Here is a 14,953-nt window from a genome sequence, read left to right as displayed (position 1 = left end):
ATTGGAGACCAGCAGGGACTGCTGGGCGAGCAGGTTCTTGAGGTCATGAGCGACATAGGCCGAGAGCTGGCTGAACGCCTCGAACTGACGCGCCCTGATCAGCGCCTGGTCGGCCAGGTGCTGAGCGACATGGGTCGCCGCCTGACGCCCCGCGGTGCGCAACAGTGAGCGGTCCTCCCAGTTGAGCGCCCCGGCGCCTCCCGGGCGGGCCAGCACCACGAAGCCGCACAGCGACTCGCGATGCAGCAATGGGATGATCAACCAGGCATCGGCCAGCGACGCGAGCCAGGACGGCGCCGAGAAGCCCTGGTAGCGCTCCGGGTGGCTGCGATACTCCTCGAGATCGACCACCCAGCCGCTGCGCGCCAGGAAGGTGATCATCGGCGCGTCGGCAGCGAGGATCTGCGCCTGCGACTCACCCAAATGGCTCTGGGCACAGAACTCGAACGCGCCGTGCTCACCTTTCACCCAAAGCATCCCGCCCGGGCTGTTGACGATCCCGCCGAGCGCCGAGATCACCGCCTCCGGCAACGCCACGCCGGGACGCGACAGTGCCGTGGTGAAGCCCAGCCATTCCTCGCGATAGTCGTACTTGAAGCTGAAGAAGTGCTTGCTGAGCAGGACCCGTAGGCGCGCGCGCAGCTGCCCCGAGAACAGCACCGCCAGCAGAAACAGCAGGGCCGCGAACAGGAAGGTGATCTGCAGCACCGCCCCCCAGGCGCCGCCGAAATAGCGGATGTAGTAGCCGGCGGCGGCCATCGCCAGCAGATAGAGCCCGGCGGCGGTCAGCGTGGCGGAGTGGAACACCGCGTGACGCGAGACGTGCACCTCCAGCGACCAGCTCGGATTACGCGCCGCCGAGACCGCGACCAACGGCACCACCAAGGCGTGCACCAGGCCGCGCGCCTGCCACAGCACGGGATCGACCCGATGCAGCAACAGGGCATCGGAGAAGAAGTACAGGTCGAAGGCGAGCACCGCCCCGAGCCCGAGACACAGGTGCTTGATGCCCCAGCGCTGCTCGGGGCGGCGATTGCGGAAGATCTGCTCGAGCAATACCAGACCGAAGATCGACCACAGCACCCAGCCGAGCAGCATCGCATTGATCACCTGGGCGCCGTCGAGGCCGAGCGGGACCTCGAGCAACGGCACCCCCAGGGTGAGCAGCGCGCCACCGCTGATCACCCACCACGGTGCCTGCGCCCAGAAACGCAGCTGACTCGGATCGTGCTCGGCCACCAGCACCCGCGACAGGAAGATGAACCAGGCACCACTGCGGATCAGCTCGGCCACCGCCGACCACTGCCCCGCAGGCAGCAGACCATGCGTCATCGCCAACACGATCGCCGCCCAGCAGACGCCGGCCATGCTCGCCACCAGCGCAAACAGCCCCAACAGGCGCCCACGCCACGCAGTGGCCAGCAGCAGGGTCAGCACCAGATAGGCGATCAGCGCCGCCGCATAGCTGATGGTGGGCACGCTCATCCGTTCTCCTCATCCATCTCCACCCTCTCCGGCGCATAGGGGGTGAGCTCGACCATGCGACCGCGCGACCCGGCCGCCTCGGCCGACTGCCCCTCCAACGCCTCCGGTTCGACCGGACCTCGGCCCTCGACCCGCAATCGATCAGGGGCGAGACCGCCGGCGACCAGATAATCGGCAACCGCCTGTGCACGACGCCGCGACAGGTCGAGATTGTAGGCGGGATCGCCGAGGGCGTCGGAATAACCGATGATCTCGATGCCGAGATCATCACGCGATCGATACGCCTCGATCAGCACATCGAGCCGCCCGGCGAAACGCCCCTCGACCTCGGTGCTGTTCCACCCGAACACCACCTGGAGCGGCTCCGGCCAGGGCCCACGCGACACCTCGCGCACCGCCGCGGAGCTGTCAACGGCCGATACAGCGGCGGCAGCGGTCGACGGAGACGGCGCCACCGAGCGGAGATCGGCCACCCTGAGCACCGGAGGCTCATCGCTGACCTCGGTGGAGACCGCCATGGACCCATCCGCGGTCGCTCGCCCCACCGGCAGCGCCTGATCGGCGGCGGTCACACTTGACCCGACTGCGTCGGCCACTGCGACCGCAGGACGAGACTGAGCGCGTGCGCGAGGCTCGTTAGGCTCGGGCTCGGGCTCGATCGGCGCCGGTCGTGGCGCCACAGACGACTCCTCGGCCACCAGCCCGGACTCAACCACCACAGCAGCCGGCATCGTCTCGACAGGCGATAGCGCCTCGGGCGCGGCCGGTGGCGGCTCATCGGCCGGCGAGAGGCCGGCGACCCGATCGTCGGCGGCGGGGGGCATCACCTCGACCCTCAGCTCGTGCAGCGATCGCGCCACCCACGCGAAGGTCGCTCGCCCCAACTCGACGGTCTGCTGCGGCTGGAGCAGATAGAAGGCACCGAGCAGACAGCTGGCGGCCAGGACACTGCCGCCGACGACCCAGCGGGCGGGCGAGCGACGCCGTCCAGGGGCGACCGCCGGCTCGGTGACGAGCTCATCGAGCTCCTCGGGCAGCAACACCGCCTCACGCAACGGGAACTCGTCATCGGATGGCGGCACCTCGCCGTCGAGCGCCTCGTCGAGCTCGAACACCGGCTCGGCGGCCTGGCTTGCGGACGGGGCGTCATCGACCAACGGTGGCGGAGACATCTGTGACGGCGGAGCCTCCCCAGGCCGCGGCGTCTCGGCGATCACCGGAGCAAGGTCGGGCGACGCGCTCAATCCCTGGTCGAGCGCGTCCCAATCGACCTCGATCTCCGGTGACGCGCCGGTCAGCGACTCCTGCTGCAACTCATCGAGCACCCCCTCGGCATCCTCGGCGCTGATCAGGCGGCGCTCCTCGATGAAGCCGTGCAGCAGCAACCGGCTGCAGATCAGGTTGATCCGCCGCGGCACCCCACCGCTGAACTCAAAGACGGTACGCAGCACCCCGGGCGCGAACTCCGGGTCACCGTGCCACCCCCCCTTCTCCAAGCGGTGGCGGACATAGGCCAAGGTTTCGACCGGTCCCAGCGGCTCGAGATGCCAGGCCGCAACCAGACGCTGATGGACCTGCTCCATATCCGGCCCCTGGACCAGCTCGCGCAGCCGCTCCTGACCGACCAACACGATCTGCAGCAGCGGACGCCCCTGGCGCTGCAGATTGGTCAGCAGCCGCAGCTCCTCGAGCGCCGAGGCAGCCAGGTCCTGCGCCTCGTCGATGATCAGCAGGGCACGCCGCCCGGCCTGGTGCTGGCGCTCGAGGAACGCCATCAGTCCCTGCAACACATCCGCCTTGCGCGGGGCGCCGGCACTCAACCCGAAACCGTGGGCGGTCATCCGCAGCAGATCCTCGGCGGCCAGCTGGGTGCTGACCAACATGGAGACGGACACCTCCTGTGTCGGCAGACGATCGAGCAGGTCATTGATCAGCGTGGTCTTGCCTGTCCCCGGTCGACCGGTGATCATGACGAAGCCCTCGCCACGGTGCAGCGCATAATCGATATAAGAGCGCGCACGGGCGTAGTTCCTGTGGGTGAAACAGAAACGATGATCCGGGCTCAAGCGAAACGGATCGGCCCCGAGGGCATAGAAATGCTCGTACATAATGGCTCAAGACCTCTGATCGATCTGGCGGCGCGATGCTTTTCGTGGTAAAGATCACGGGGTGTGGCCAGTGGCAGTGGCTACGGCGGCGCACTGCCCTAAATGTCGGCATCCCCCCTGTCTGCGTGCAGTCGACATTGCAATACAAGGGCCAGACCGCAACTACGAATATCGGAAAAGAAGACGCACCTGACACACGCATCTGCGGTAGCGTACGAGCAGCCGCGCCAGCCCCCATCTCGCACTCAAGGACTGATAGAACAAGACGACGGGCAGCATTGGCAACAGGTCGTCAGATTCTGACACTCGCGTCGCACGGCAGCAATGTGAAGACGGTGAACGACCCATTGCACCACGACCCGTTCGCGCACAACCGTTCTCATGCCGCGTATGGCGGCACCACTGGGGCGCTCGACAACGCCCTCGCAGTCAGGCAGATACGGATGTCGCTCATGAAGACCAGAAAGGCACGTATTTTGCTGCCTAGAGCGGGCCGCTCAGCCGGCACGGAACGGCAATGACCGTCCCCGCGCTCGCATCCACTTCACGCACGACAAGCAGGCCGAATCATGCACAAGCATCAGAACGATAACGACGTTGCAATCGATGAAATGAATCTCGACGCACGCATCGATCATTACCGGCGCGAGATCGCTGACCTGACCCCGCCGGCGACCTTCAGAGAGGAGGTTCTGGTCAATGTCTATCGCTGTCTGCTGCAACGCTATGACAAGGAGCACCACACCAGCCATCAGGCGCTGACCTGACGCGCACCGACACGATCTGCCGGCAGTGGCCGACAGATCGTGTCCGACGGAGCGGGTGTCAGGCCTCTCCCCGGATGGGGCGAGGCCGATGCACGAGGGCCCCGGATCGGCTCGGACGAAACGGGGCGCGGAGTTCAGCGATCGAGACTCTCGAGCAACGACTCGGCCTCGGTGCGCTCGGGGAAGTCTGCGACATCGGCGAGGGTCGACTCAAGCAACCGTCCGGCCTCATCGTCGAGCCCCTGGGAGACCAGGATCTGCGCCTTGTGGAAGCGCACCGTCGCGCTCTTCGGCGCGAGCGCCTGGGCCTCGTCGATGATCCGTCTCGCCTCGTCGAGCGCGCCCTCCTCGAACAACACCACGGCCAGGGTGTCGGCCACGTCTGCCGACTCAGGTGCCGCGGCATAGGCGCGGCGTGCATAGTCCAGGGCACGCGCACGATCCCGGTCGCGGATCAACCAGGCCAGGTTGTTGAGCGCGATGGCATGTTCCGGCGCGATCTCGATGGTGCGCTCGAAGGCGGCAATCGCCTGTGACAACTCCCCGACCTCCATCTGTGTCTGCGCCAGGTTGAACTGAATGCGGACATCCTCGGGGTGCTCCACGAGCCAGCCCTCAAGGGTCGCGACAGCGGCCGCCGGATCATCGGCCTGGCGCTGCGCTCGCGCCAGCCGCAGCAGGTTGACCGAGTTCGGCGCCACCTCGAACAGACGCTGATAGCTGGCCAGTGCAGCCACGCCATCCCCCTGTCCGTCGGCGATCAACCCCTCGAGCAGCAGCACCTCGGGGTGCGCCTCACCGACCACTGCCCGCAGTGACTCGAGTCGCTCACCGGCCAACACCATGTCCTCTTCGGCCAGCGCCAACCGGACCAGCCCGGCGTGCGCGGCGACCGAATCGGGCGCTTGCTCCAGGGCGCGTCGCAGCGCCTCCTCGGCCAGCGCCATGCGTCCCAGCCGCGCCTCGGCGGTCGCCAGGGCGGTCAATATCCCGGGCGCACCCGGCTGCAGCCGGGCCAGTTCCACCAGGCTCTGACGCGCGTCCTCGTTGTGCCCCAGCGCGAGCTGGGCCTCGGCGCGCAGCCCGAGCAGATCGGGGGCATCGGCATGGGCCGCCGCCACGGTGCCAAGCACGTCGAGGGCCTCCTGTGGCTGGCCACGCTGCAGCTGGTAGGCCGCCAGATAGAGCCGCGGACGCAGCTGCTCGGGGTTGGCCGCCACCGCCGCCTCGAGGGCCTGCTGCGCGCCTTGCGGATCCTCACGCAGCAGTGCCAGCCGCGCCTGGCCGATCAGCAGTTCGGCGTCTCCGGGCGCCGACTCCAGCGCACTGCGATAACGCCCCGCGGCGGTGTCCGGATCATCGCCCTCGAGATCGAGCGAGACCAGCCCGTCGACCGCCATCGCCATGCCGGGGTCGCGGTCGAGCGCCTCGGCGAAGGCCGTCGCCGCCGCCTCGCGCTGATCGGCGCGCAGATAGATCATCCCGAGCAGCGCACGCGGTCGCGCGGCATCGGGTTCACGCGCACAGAGTGCGCGCGCGGCATCGATCGCAGCGGCCAGGTCACCACGTCGCACCTGACCGAGCACCAGCTGCTCGGCGGCGTCGAGACGCTGCGGGTCGAGGCCGAGCGCAGGGTCCTCGCTCGCGCCCTCGAGCAGCTCGGTGAAGGCATCGGCGACGCTCGACAGATCACCGCGCTGCTGCGCCAACTGGCCCTGGATCAGCAGCACATCGGCATCGAGCGCGCCACGGACCCGGCGCAGCTGCTCCAGCCGCGCCTCGGCCTGCTCGAACTCACCCTCGGCCAGCGCCAGCCGTGCCGACCAGGCAAGCGCCGGAGCGAACTCGGAATCGATCACCAGGGCACGATCGAGCTGGTCGCGCGCGGCGGGGAGTTCGTCCAGACCCACCAGACTGGTCGCCAGGGCGACCCGCACCCGGGGGTCGGCGGGTGCCAGCTCGACCAGACGCATCAGGGTATCGCGCGCGGCGCCGTGACGCGCGAGGGCGAGCTGCGCATCCGCGATCAGACCGAGCAGCACCGGGGTCTCGGCAAAGCGCGCACGCGCCGCATCGAGCATCTCGAGCGCCTGCCCGGGCTCACCGTGACGCAACAGATAGGCGGCCAGATAGAGTCTGGGAGCCAGTGTCTCGGGGTTGTGCGTCACCGCCCGCTCGAGCAGTGCCTGCGCCTGTGCGGTCTCGCCCTCGGTCAGTGCGATCCGGGCCAGGGCGATCAGCACCCGCGGATCATCGGGACGCGCCTCGAGACTCTCGCCGAACAGCCGCCGCGCCTCGGCAAGGTCCTGACGCGCGAGCGCCAGGGTCGCCAGTCCGGTGGTCGCGGCAAGGTCCGAGGCATCCAGCGCCAGCGCCTGCTCGAACGCCGCGCGCGCAGCCTGCGACGCCTCGCGACGCAGCTCGACCACCCCGAGCAGGGTGTGGGCGCGCGCCGAGTCGGGGTGACGGTCGCGATAGTCACGCGCCGCGGCCAGTGCCTGGTCGAATTCACCGCGAGCCAACCGACCGATCACCAACTGCTCGGCCGCGCCCTGGAAATCGGGGTCCTGCGCCAGCGCGGCCTGCAACTCCAGCACCCCCTCGTCGGATCCGGGGTCGGCGAGCAGCGCCGCACCGAGCCGCGCGCTGGCCACGGGGGAGTCGGGCAGCTCCGCCTTGACCCGCCGCAGATAGGGCAGGCTCTCCTCGCGCCGGCCCTGCTGCAGCAGAGCGCTTGCCAGCAGGTCCATGGTGGCGAGGTCCTCGGGCTGACGCTCGAGCACCGCGCGCGCCAGCTGCTCGGCCTTGGCCGCCTCGCCCTGCTGCAACAGGGTCATCGCCAACAGCCGCTGGGTCGACGCATCATCCGGGCGCAGCGAGCGGGCGCGCTCGAGATGGATGCGCGCGAGTTCGGGCTCGCCCAGCGCCAGTCGCGTCGCCCCCGCCAACGACTGCGCCGGGGCGAAATCGGGCAGCGCACCGAGCGCGGCATCCAGCTGCTCGATCGCGGCGGCATAGTCCTCACGGCTGTAGAACAGCAAGCCCTGCGCGTACTTGACCAGCGGATTGTCGGGCGCGGCGCGGCGCAGCTGATCGAGATCGGCCTGGGCCGCATCGAGTCGACCATCCTGGATCCGCACATAGGCCCGATTGAGACGCGCCTGGGCCTGCTCCAACGGGTCTTCCAAGGCCTGCGAAAAGGCCGCCTCGGCCGCGTCCATGTCACCCGCCTGGCGCGCCAGCTCACCGCTCAGCGACCAGGCCCGGGTTGCCTCCGGGGCGTTTTCGAGCAGGGTCGCGAGCCGCGCACGCGCCTCATCGACCGCCCCCTCGGCGACCTCGACGCGGGCCAGGGCGAGCTTTACCGCGGGCGCATCGGGCTGCAGCGCAGCGGCACGCTCGAGCGTCGCCCGCGCCGCGCCCGACTCGCCGTCAGCCAGCTCGGCCTCGGCACGCAGCGCGAGCAGCTCGGCACGATGCGCGGGCGACAGCTCCGGGGTCACCTCGAGCGCGCGCAACTGCTCGAACTCGCCACGACGCAGCCAGGCGCGGGCGAGCCAGGGCTGGAGCAGCGCGGCATCGGCGCCGAGTCGCTGTGCACGCGCGAACTCCTGGGCGGCGGCGTTGACATCCCCCTGAGCGAGCAGGGCGCGCCCGAGCAGGACCCGGGCCCGGGCATTGCGCGGATCAGCCTGCAGGGCATTCTTCAGCTCGATCACCGCCACCCGCGGCTCACCCTCGTCGAGGGCGGCGGCGCCGCGCTGCAGGGGGTCGGCGGGGGTGGCCAGGGCAGCCCCGCTCAACAGCGTCAGTGCGGTGGAGACTGCGACCAGCTCGATCATTTTCGTTGCACGCGACATCGATCATCCTCTTGCGAAATGGCCTCGAGGCGGGGCGTCCGAGGCCAGCACGACACGCCCTCACCTTCGTTGCACGAGTGTACTGCCGGCGCGATCACCGACAGACACCAGGAGCCGAGACGGGTGCCCGCTCAGCGCCCCGGCAATCCGATGAGATAGGTCACCCCCACCGGCAAGGGTCCCAGCCGCGCCACGCCACGCTCCCAGCGATAACCCTCGCGCTCGAGCCCACGGGTGAGCGCATCGAGTTCGGCGACGCTGTAGGTGCGCAGACAGGAGACGATACCGTCGAACATCACCGCCAGCGGGATCGCCGGGATCAGATAGGTCCAGAACAGCCGGCTCCAGCGAAAGGGACGGATGAAGGGGGTGGCAAGCAGCACCAGCAGGGGGGTGAAGAGCATATAGAGCAGCAGCAGCGGATGCCGCTGGGTCGACTCGAACACCGCGATCCCCCGCCCCTGCTCGACGGCATCGGCGAGGATCGCCCGCGCCTCGCGCGGGCGAAAGTGATGGAAGGCGGAGAACAGGGTGCGGAAGCCTTCGAGATCTCGCGGCACCGCCATCGCGCTCACCGAGCGCTCGACCACCTCGACCCGCGCCCCGGCCTGCTCGCGCAGCCGCGCCAGGGCGGTGCGATTGGGATAGAGATCGCTCACCAACACGCGGACCTCGCCGGCGCGAACCGGACCGAGCTGATCGAGCATCCGCATCCAGGGACCGCCGCCGCCGGCGCAAAGGTCGAGGATGGTCGACGCCCCGCTCTCCTTCAGGGCACGTTCGAGACGCGGCGCCACCGGACGATAGAGGTCGGGAACCCGCACCGCGAACTCGAGGAAGTCGGTGATACCGTCGCGGATCGCGGCCGGTAACCAGGGCAGATCCTCGAGTTCGAAGAGATGGATACGTTGTTGCATCATCGTCGGCCAGGCTCCTGATCGGTGAAGGGGTCCGTCCCGAGGTGCGGCATCAGCCCCCCTCGTAACGACCAGGCGCGATCACCCCGTCGGGATCGAGGGCCTGGCGCAGCCGCCGCCCGAAGTCCCTGGAGTGATCGAGCAGGCTGTCGAGCTCGCCCATGCCATCGACCCCCACGCGATAGGGAAAACAACCGATCTCGCGTCCGGCCGCCACCAGCGCGCGATGACACGCGCGCGCGGCGCGCTGGCCGGCACCGCTCTCGTCACGGGCGAAGATCAGCGGCACCGTGCTGTCGAACACCCGGTCGTTGAGGCTGGTGAGGGTGATCAGGGGCTCGATGCCGTGCTCCAACCCGATGCGCTCGACCATGTCGACATATTCGCGCACCTGACGCGGGCGCATCGGCACCAGCGGCGAGTACCAGCGCAGACCACAACCATCGCGCGCCGGATCGAGCATCCCCTCGCCCATCGCCGCCGGGTTGCGCCAGTAGCACAGCGGCAGCGCCGTCTGGTTGGGACGACCGGCCACCAGTTCGAGCGAGCTGGCGAGGGTCATGGCGGTACTGGCCAGACCACGACCGATACGGCCGGGCAGCCAGCGTGCGAACCGGGCAAGCTGCGCGGCGCGCTCCGGGCTGAGGAAGATCAGCCGCACGCCGACCCCAGAGAGCGCGCGACGGATCTCGCGGCGCGCCGCGGCCATCACCGCCGCCGAGCCGTAGAGGGTGCCGAAGCCGGTCCAGGGCAGCACCTGATACTGGGCGCCGAGTTCGTCGATCACCGCCTGGGGGATCAGCCCGTGCCGGTCGAGACGCGACTGCGGATAGGGCGCGGCCATGGCGAGCACGCGGCGACGATTCATCAGGTTCACCCCGCCGACCACCCCGGGTAGACGCTGCAGGATATCGCGCACGCGGATGATGGCCGACTCGAGCGCCGCCTCGTTCCTGAGGCTGAAGAGAAAGATGCCGACCCGTTCGGGGCGGCGCGCCAGCGCGATGCTGGCACGGGTGACGATGCCAAAGCCGCTCTGGGTGAAGAGCCCGTTGGTATAGGGACCGATGCCCCAGCGAAACAACCGGGCGAGGCCCTCGCCACCGGCCTCGCTGAGCATCGAGCGATAGATCGAGCCATCGGCGAGCACCGCCTCGAGGTCGGTCAGCGCGCCGAAATGATCGATATGCGGGGTGATGCCGTAGCCACGTTCCAGCGCATTGCCGATCAGGCTGCAGTGTGGACCGGCACCGGTCACCGGCACCAGGAAGGGGTGCTCGCCCTGGTCGAGAAACTCGGCGAGCTGCGCCTGGGTCACCCCGGGCTCGAGGGTGACCACGCCGAGCTCGGGATCGAAGTCGAGAATCCGGCGCAGCGCGCCGAGATCGACGATCACGCAGTCATCGCGAACTGGCAGAGCGCCGCCATACCCCCAGTTCCTGCCCGTGCTGATCGGATACAGGGAGAGCCCGTGGCAGGCGGCAACGCTCACCAGGGGGGCAACCTGGCCGGCGTCCTCGACCAGCAGCGCAGCGGCGATCCGACGCTGCGTTCCGGTGGTGTCGCCTCCGTACCTGCGTTCGGCCGCCTCGCCGACCAGAACACGCTGCGCTCCGAGCTGCTCCTTCCAGAGTTCCAGCGCCGAGTTCAGGTCGGCAGCGTCGCTCATGCACATCCTTCGTGCCTCCATTGCGTGTAATCCTCCCGCCGATGCAACCGCTCGTGTGAAAAGAATGTGACCCAGTGCACGAATCCGTTAGCATGGCTCAACCATGGACCGCAGCGGACGCGACCAGCCCAAAAAGCACAGCTCTATCATCGACGATGACGATTAAGATACTGATCGCTAGGACGCCAGATCAAATCGAGGACGCCTTCTGGCTCAGACACCAAGTGTACATCGTCGAGGAAGGGCGCTACGGCGGAGTCCCGTTGCCCGCGGCGAAACTCACCGATCGCTTCGACCGGCTCGGGGGGGTGCGCCACATCCTCGCCTATGATCGCGCGCAACCGGTGGCGGCCATCCGCGTCAACCTCGAGACCGGCCACGGACTCCCCCCCGAGACCCACTTCGACTTCCGTCCCGCCATCGCCGAGCTGCGTATGCATGAGCAGCAACCGGGCGGTCGTTGTCTTGCCGCATCGGGCAGCATGCTGGTGATCCGCAGCCCCTGGCGCCGACGCTACAACATCCTGCGCGCACTCTTCCGGGCCGCGACCCACTGCTTCCAGCACTGGGGCGCAACCCACGTCATCCTCAACTCGACCCCGAAGCTGACCCCACTGTATCGACGCATCGGTTTCAGGCCGATCCATGAACCGCTGTGGATCCCCGAGATCGGCGATCATGTGGTGCCGATGATCGGACGGGTGGAGGACTGCAGTCGACACGCCTTCACACAGAGCCGCTACATCCCGCAGCTCGATCACAACCCAGCCTTCGGCCGCGCCGGCAGCAAGACGCTGTGAGCATGCCGCGAACCTCACAGCGCCACGTCGAGATCCTCGGCGATGGCATCGAGCAATGCCTGCAGCGGCGGCGTGAGACGCTCGAACAGCATCTGGCGCGAGATGTAGAAGGGCGCGCGCGCGCCGCGAAACTCGATCGCCTCGCCGACCTGCTCGAAATAGATGCCGCCGAAGTGCAGATGACGCGCCAGCCGTGGCTCCATCATCGCGTAGACGCCCTCCATGCCCTCGGACAGACCGATGGTCGCCGCCGCCAGATACAGCCCCAGCGCCATGTGCGGGAACCGGCGGCGATCATCCTGGCTCCACTGGAAGAGTTCGGTGCCATGTCCCTCGGGCGTCGACTGCTCCCCCGGGCGACGCCTGAACTGCTCGTGCAGGGCCAGCCTGGAGATCTCGCCGAAACAGCCCTTGGGCATGGTCAGCGGATTGTGCTCGGTGCGGAACAGACTGCGATCATAGTGCTCGATCAGCGGCAACCTAGGCTCGGGATCCTCGGGGCGGGAGCGAACCAGGCGGACGGTGCCGGCATCGCGCCCCGAGCGGCGATGGAACAGCAGACAGTGCACGGCATCATCATCGAAGGCGTCGGTTTCACGCTGGTCCGGAAAGGCTGCGGCATCCTCCCAGCCGAGTTCCTTGCAGTACACCTCATAGCGCAGCGCGAACACCCGGTCGCGCAACTCGTCCGTTGTCGCCGCGATGATCTTGAAGTATTCCTTGTACGGTGTAACGAGATCGACCTTCGACATGGAAAGGGGTCTCCCTGGCAGAAACGGGTTTGCGTCCTTAATCGTCGGGCCCCGCAACCGTCCAGGCTGCCACATGGCGCCAGCGAGCCACCTCTCGACGATGACGGGGTCATGCTTATCATGACCGATTGTAGGATCCAGATCACTCCGAGGAACACGCAACGCAGACCGCGAAGCAGACCGGCAGCGCTGACACCGGCCTCTCCTCCCGACCATATGGCCCGACCGAACAGGAACTCCAAGCATGCACGCCCTCCCCTGCGCGCGACCGGCGCTCATCACCCTGCCCGTCGTGCTCCTGCTGCTGACAGGCATCCTGCCCACCCGCACCGTGGTGGGCGCCACCCTGGTCAACTGCTACGACGCACAACGCGAGATGGTGGTCCGTACCCGTCAGGAGGACTGTCAGGGTCGCGCGGTGAGCGATGCCGAGGCGGCGGCCATCCGTGAGCGGCGGCGCAGCTATGTACGCGACTCGCTCGAGGTCAACAGCAACCCCCGGGTACTCGGCAGGCGCCTCGAGCGCATCGGCGCCGGCTTCTTCGTCGATCCAGCCGGACACCTGCTCACCAACGCCCACGTGGTCAACAACTGCACCACCATCACCGTCTCGCGCGATCACGGCGAGATGGCGCCGGCCCGCCCCATCGCGGTGGACAGCCGCGCCGATCTGGCGCTGCTCGCCACCGACTATCGCCCGGAACGCGCCGCCCCCTTCATGCCGCTCGATGCCCCACTGCCCGAGACGGTGGCAATCGTCGGCTATCCCAACCAGGGACTGCCGCCACTGCGCCCGCTGCTGACCATCGGCACCATCGCCCCCACCCGGCTGATCACCACCCCACCGCGCACCCTCACCCTCAATGCCGACATCCGCCCCGGCAACAGCGGCGGCCCGGTCCTCGCCGACGATGGTCGAGTGGTCGGCGTGGTCTTCGCCGCGGTCGACACCCCGGCGGTCTACGAGCACACCGGACGCGTGGTGCGCAACATCGGGGTCTCCATCCCCAACACCGTCACCCTGCCGTTCCTCGAGCGGCACGGCATCGGCATCGAGGAAACGGCGCCATCGACACCGCCGGACGACATGCTCGAGTACACCCACGCATTCATCGCACGGGTCGAGTGCTGGCGATGACCCCGGAGCGGGTCTGGCCACTGCCAGATCTGGCAGACAGCGGGCGACACCGCCTGCCCATAACCGCCATGGTCATGCGCTTGACCTCGAGCGTTCCAGGCCACAGCATCGACAACGGCGGGGGGAGGCGATGGTATGCGCTGTCTTTGAGAGGCCCGCGCGGGCACTGCTACACTGCCTTGGTACCCGCCCACGCTGGCCAACCGCGACACCCGAGCCGCCGCGCGTCGTGGCTGCGCCGTTCAGGGCGCCCGCCCCACGCTGCTCGACGGATACCGGTCGGCCTGGACGCTCGTGCGTCCCGGGGCGGCTCAATACCACAATGGCCACTCTCACGATCACGCGCACGGCGGAGCCCCGACGGCGCCGGGAGTGGAGGACGTCAGGACACAGCCTAGCCCCCCATGTCGCGGACACCGTACTTCTCGAGCCTGCTGCTCGCCCAGAGAAACCCCTTCGTGGTCATCGATGCCGACGCGCGCATCCGCAGTGTCAATGCATCGCTCGAGACCACCCTGGGATACGACACCAGCGAATTGATCGGCAGCCCCTGCTGTCGACTGGATGCGAACGCCGCCGAGGACGGCTGCCGTCATCGCCGCTTCTTCCGTGACCTGGAACCCTATGTCGAGACCCGCGCCCTGGCCGATGGCCGGGGCGAGGTCCACTTCGCCCAGATCCAGGGCTTCCCCATCGTCGACGGCCAGGGGCAGATCTTTCTCGGCGAATCACTGCACCTGTTCCAGGGGCAGCGCCAGCCCGGACGGATGATCGGTCGCTCGGAGCAGATGCGTGGCCTCGTCCAGGAACTCAAGCGCGCCGCCGCCACCGATGTCTCCGTGCTGCTCCAGGGCGAGACCGGCTCGGGCAAGGAGCTGGCCGCCGAGTTCCTTCACCAGCACTCCACCCGCGCCAACGGCCCCTTCGTGGTGGTCGATTGCACGGTGCTCAGCGAGGACCTGTTCGAGAGCGAGCTGTTCGGCCACGTCAAGGGGGCCTTCACCGGCGCCGTCGGCAACAAAACCGGCCTGCTCGAACTGGCCGACGCCGGGACACTGTTCCTCGATGAGATCGGCGAGCTGCCGCTCTCGCAACAGCCCAAGCTGCTGCGCGCGCTCGAGAGCGGCATGTTCAGACAGGTCGGCTCGACCAAGATCCGCCAGGCCAATGTGCGCGTGGTCAGCGCCACCCATCGCGACCTCCTCGCCATGGTCCAGCAGGGGCACTTCCGCCAGGACCTCTACTATCGTCTCGCCGTCCTGCCGCTGGCGATTCCGCCGCTGCGCGGACGGCGCGCCGACATCCCCGAACTCACCGAGCACCTGCTACAGGAGATCTCGGCGCAGTCGGGCCACCCTTACCGGATCACCAAGGATGCGCTGCGCAAGCTCCTGCTCTACCAGTTCCCGGGCAACATCCGCGAGCTGCGCAACCTGCTGCACCTGGCCACCGTGCTC

General features: G+C 68.3%; 10 protein-coding genes. 4 read left to right on the top strand and 6 right to left on the bottom strand.

All coding sequences use genetic code 11. The annotated features are described in order from the left end of the window. Positions 1–1,485: XrtA/PEP-CTERM system histidine kinase PrsK (prsK, locus tag ACAM26_RS09125; RefSeq protein ID WP_369613488.1), on the bottom strand; the 1,485-nt coding region annotated here is incomplete at its 3' end. Further along, positions 1,482–3,593 (bottom strand): AAA family ATPase, encoded by a 2,112-nt coding sequence (locus tag ACAM26_RS09120; protein WP_369613487.1) that lies wholly within the window; start codon positions 3,591–3,593, stop codon positions 1,482–1,484. The genes prsK and ACAM26_RS09120, both read right to left, overlap by 4 nt. A 569-nt stretch (positions 3,594–4,162) precedes the next feature. Here ACAM26_RS09120 and ACAM26_RS09115 point away from each other — a divergent pair. Continuing rightward, complete coding sequence (locus ACAM26_RS09115) at positions 4,163–4,360, top strand: hypothetical protein (RefSeq protein WP_132229879.1); 198 nt, start codon at positions 4,163–4,165, stop codon at positions 4,358–4,360. A gap of 134 nt (positions 4,361–4,494) precedes the next feature. On the opposite strand, the gene prsT is transcribed toward ACAM26_RS09115, so the two are convergent. The 3 genes from prsT to ACAM26_RS09100 all read right to left on the bottom strand — a co-directional run bounded on the left by prsT (position 4,495) and on the right by ACAM26_RS09100 (position 10,806). Next, positions 4,495–8,202 carry an XrtA/PEP-CTERM system TPR-repeat protein PrsT gene (gene prsT / locus ACAM26_RS09110; protein WP_369613472.1) on the bottom strand — a complete coding sequence of 1,236 codons (3,708 nt, stop codon included), beginning with the start codon at positions 8,200–8,202 and terminating at the stop codon, positions 4,495–4,497. A 149-nt stretch (positions 8,203–8,351) separates the two neighbouring features. Beyond that, positions 8,352–9,140, bottom strand: coding sequence for a class I SAM-dependent methyltransferase (locus ACAM26_RS09105; RefSeq protein ID WP_123140331.1), 789 nt, complete (start codon positions 9,138–9,140; stop codon positions 8,352–8,354). Positions 9,141–9,189: 49 nt separating this feature from the next. Further along, positions 9,190–10,806, bottom strand: a complete 1,617-nt coding sequence (locus ACAM26_RS09100) for an FAD-binding oxidoreductase (RefSeq protein ID WP_369613471.1) — start codon at positions 10,804–10,806, stop codon at positions 9,190–9,192. A gap of 263 nt (positions 10,807–11,069) precedes the next feature. Between ACAM26_RS09100 and ACAM26_RS09095 the strand changes: the two genes are divergently transcribed. Continuing rightward, positions 11,070–11,606, top strand: a complete 537-nt coding sequence (locus ACAM26_RS09095) for a hypothetical protein (protein ID WP_132229873.1) — start codon at positions 11,070–11,072, stop codon at positions 11,604–11,606. A gap of 14 nt (positions 11,607–11,620) precedes the next feature. Here ACAM26_RS09095 and ACAM26_RS09090 read toward each other — a convergent pair whose 3' ends face one another. Then, the gene (locus tag ACAM26_RS09090) at positions 11,621–12,358 is read right to left on the bottom strand and encodes a PEP-CTERM/exosortase system-associated acyltransferase (protein WP_190288051.1); all 738 of its coding nucleotides are present in this window, start codon (positions 12,356–12,358) and stop codon (positions 11,621–11,623) included. 244 nt (positions 12,359–12,602) lie between these two features. Here ACAM26_RS09090 and ACAM26_RS09085 point away from each other — a divergent pair, with 244 nt between their 5' ends. Next, positions 12,603–13,496, top strand: a complete 894-nt coding sequence (locus ACAM26_RS09085; protein WP_369613470.1) for a serine protease — start codon at positions 12,603–12,605, stop codon at positions 13,494–13,496. A 404-nt stretch (positions 13,497–13,900) separates the two neighbouring features. Then, positions 13,901–14,953 (top strand): sigma-54 interaction domain-containing protein (locus ACAM26_RS09080; RefSeq protein ID WP_369613486.1); only part of this gene is annotated, 1,053 nt, incomplete at its 3' end.

Origin of the sequence: Marichromatium sp. PS1 (genome assembly GCF_041155115.1) — a bacterium.
GTDB classification, from domain to species: domain Bacteria; phylum Pseudomonadota; class Gammaproteobacteria; order Chromatiales; family Chromatiaceae; genus Marichromatium; species Marichromatium gracile.
Note: the sequence above shows the minus strand (reverse complement) of the source record. Positions and strands in the feature narration are given on the sequence as shown.

Coding starts and splice junctions, on each gene's coding strand:
- ACAM26_RS09120 (WP_369613487.1), bottom strand. CDS start 3,593: ATGTACGAGCATTTCTATGCCCTCGGGGCCGATCCGTTTCGCTTGAGC.
- ACAM26_RS09115 (WP_132229879.1), top strand. CDS start 4,163: ATGCACAAGCATCAGAACGATAACGACGTTGCAATCGATGAAATGAAT.
- prsT (WP_369613472.1), bottom strand. CDS start 8,202: ATGATCGAGCTGGTCGCAGTCTCCACCGCACTGACGCTGTTGAGCGGG.
- ACAM26_RS09105 (WP_123140331.1), bottom strand. CDS start 9,140: ATGATGCAACAACGTATCCATCTCTTCGAACTCGAGGATCTGCCCTGG.
- ACAM26_RS09100 (WP_369613471.1), bottom strand. CDS start 10,806: ATGAGCGACGCTGCCGACCTGAACTCGGCGCTGGAACTCTGGAAGGAG.
- ACAM26_RS09090 (WP_190288051.1), bottom strand. CDS start 12,358: ATGTCGAAGGTCGATCTCGTTACACCGTACAAGGAATACTTCAAGATC.
- ACAM26_RS09085 (WP_369613470.1), top strand. CDS start 12,603: ATGCACGCCCTCCCCTGCGCGCGACCGGCGCTCATCACCCTGCCCGTC.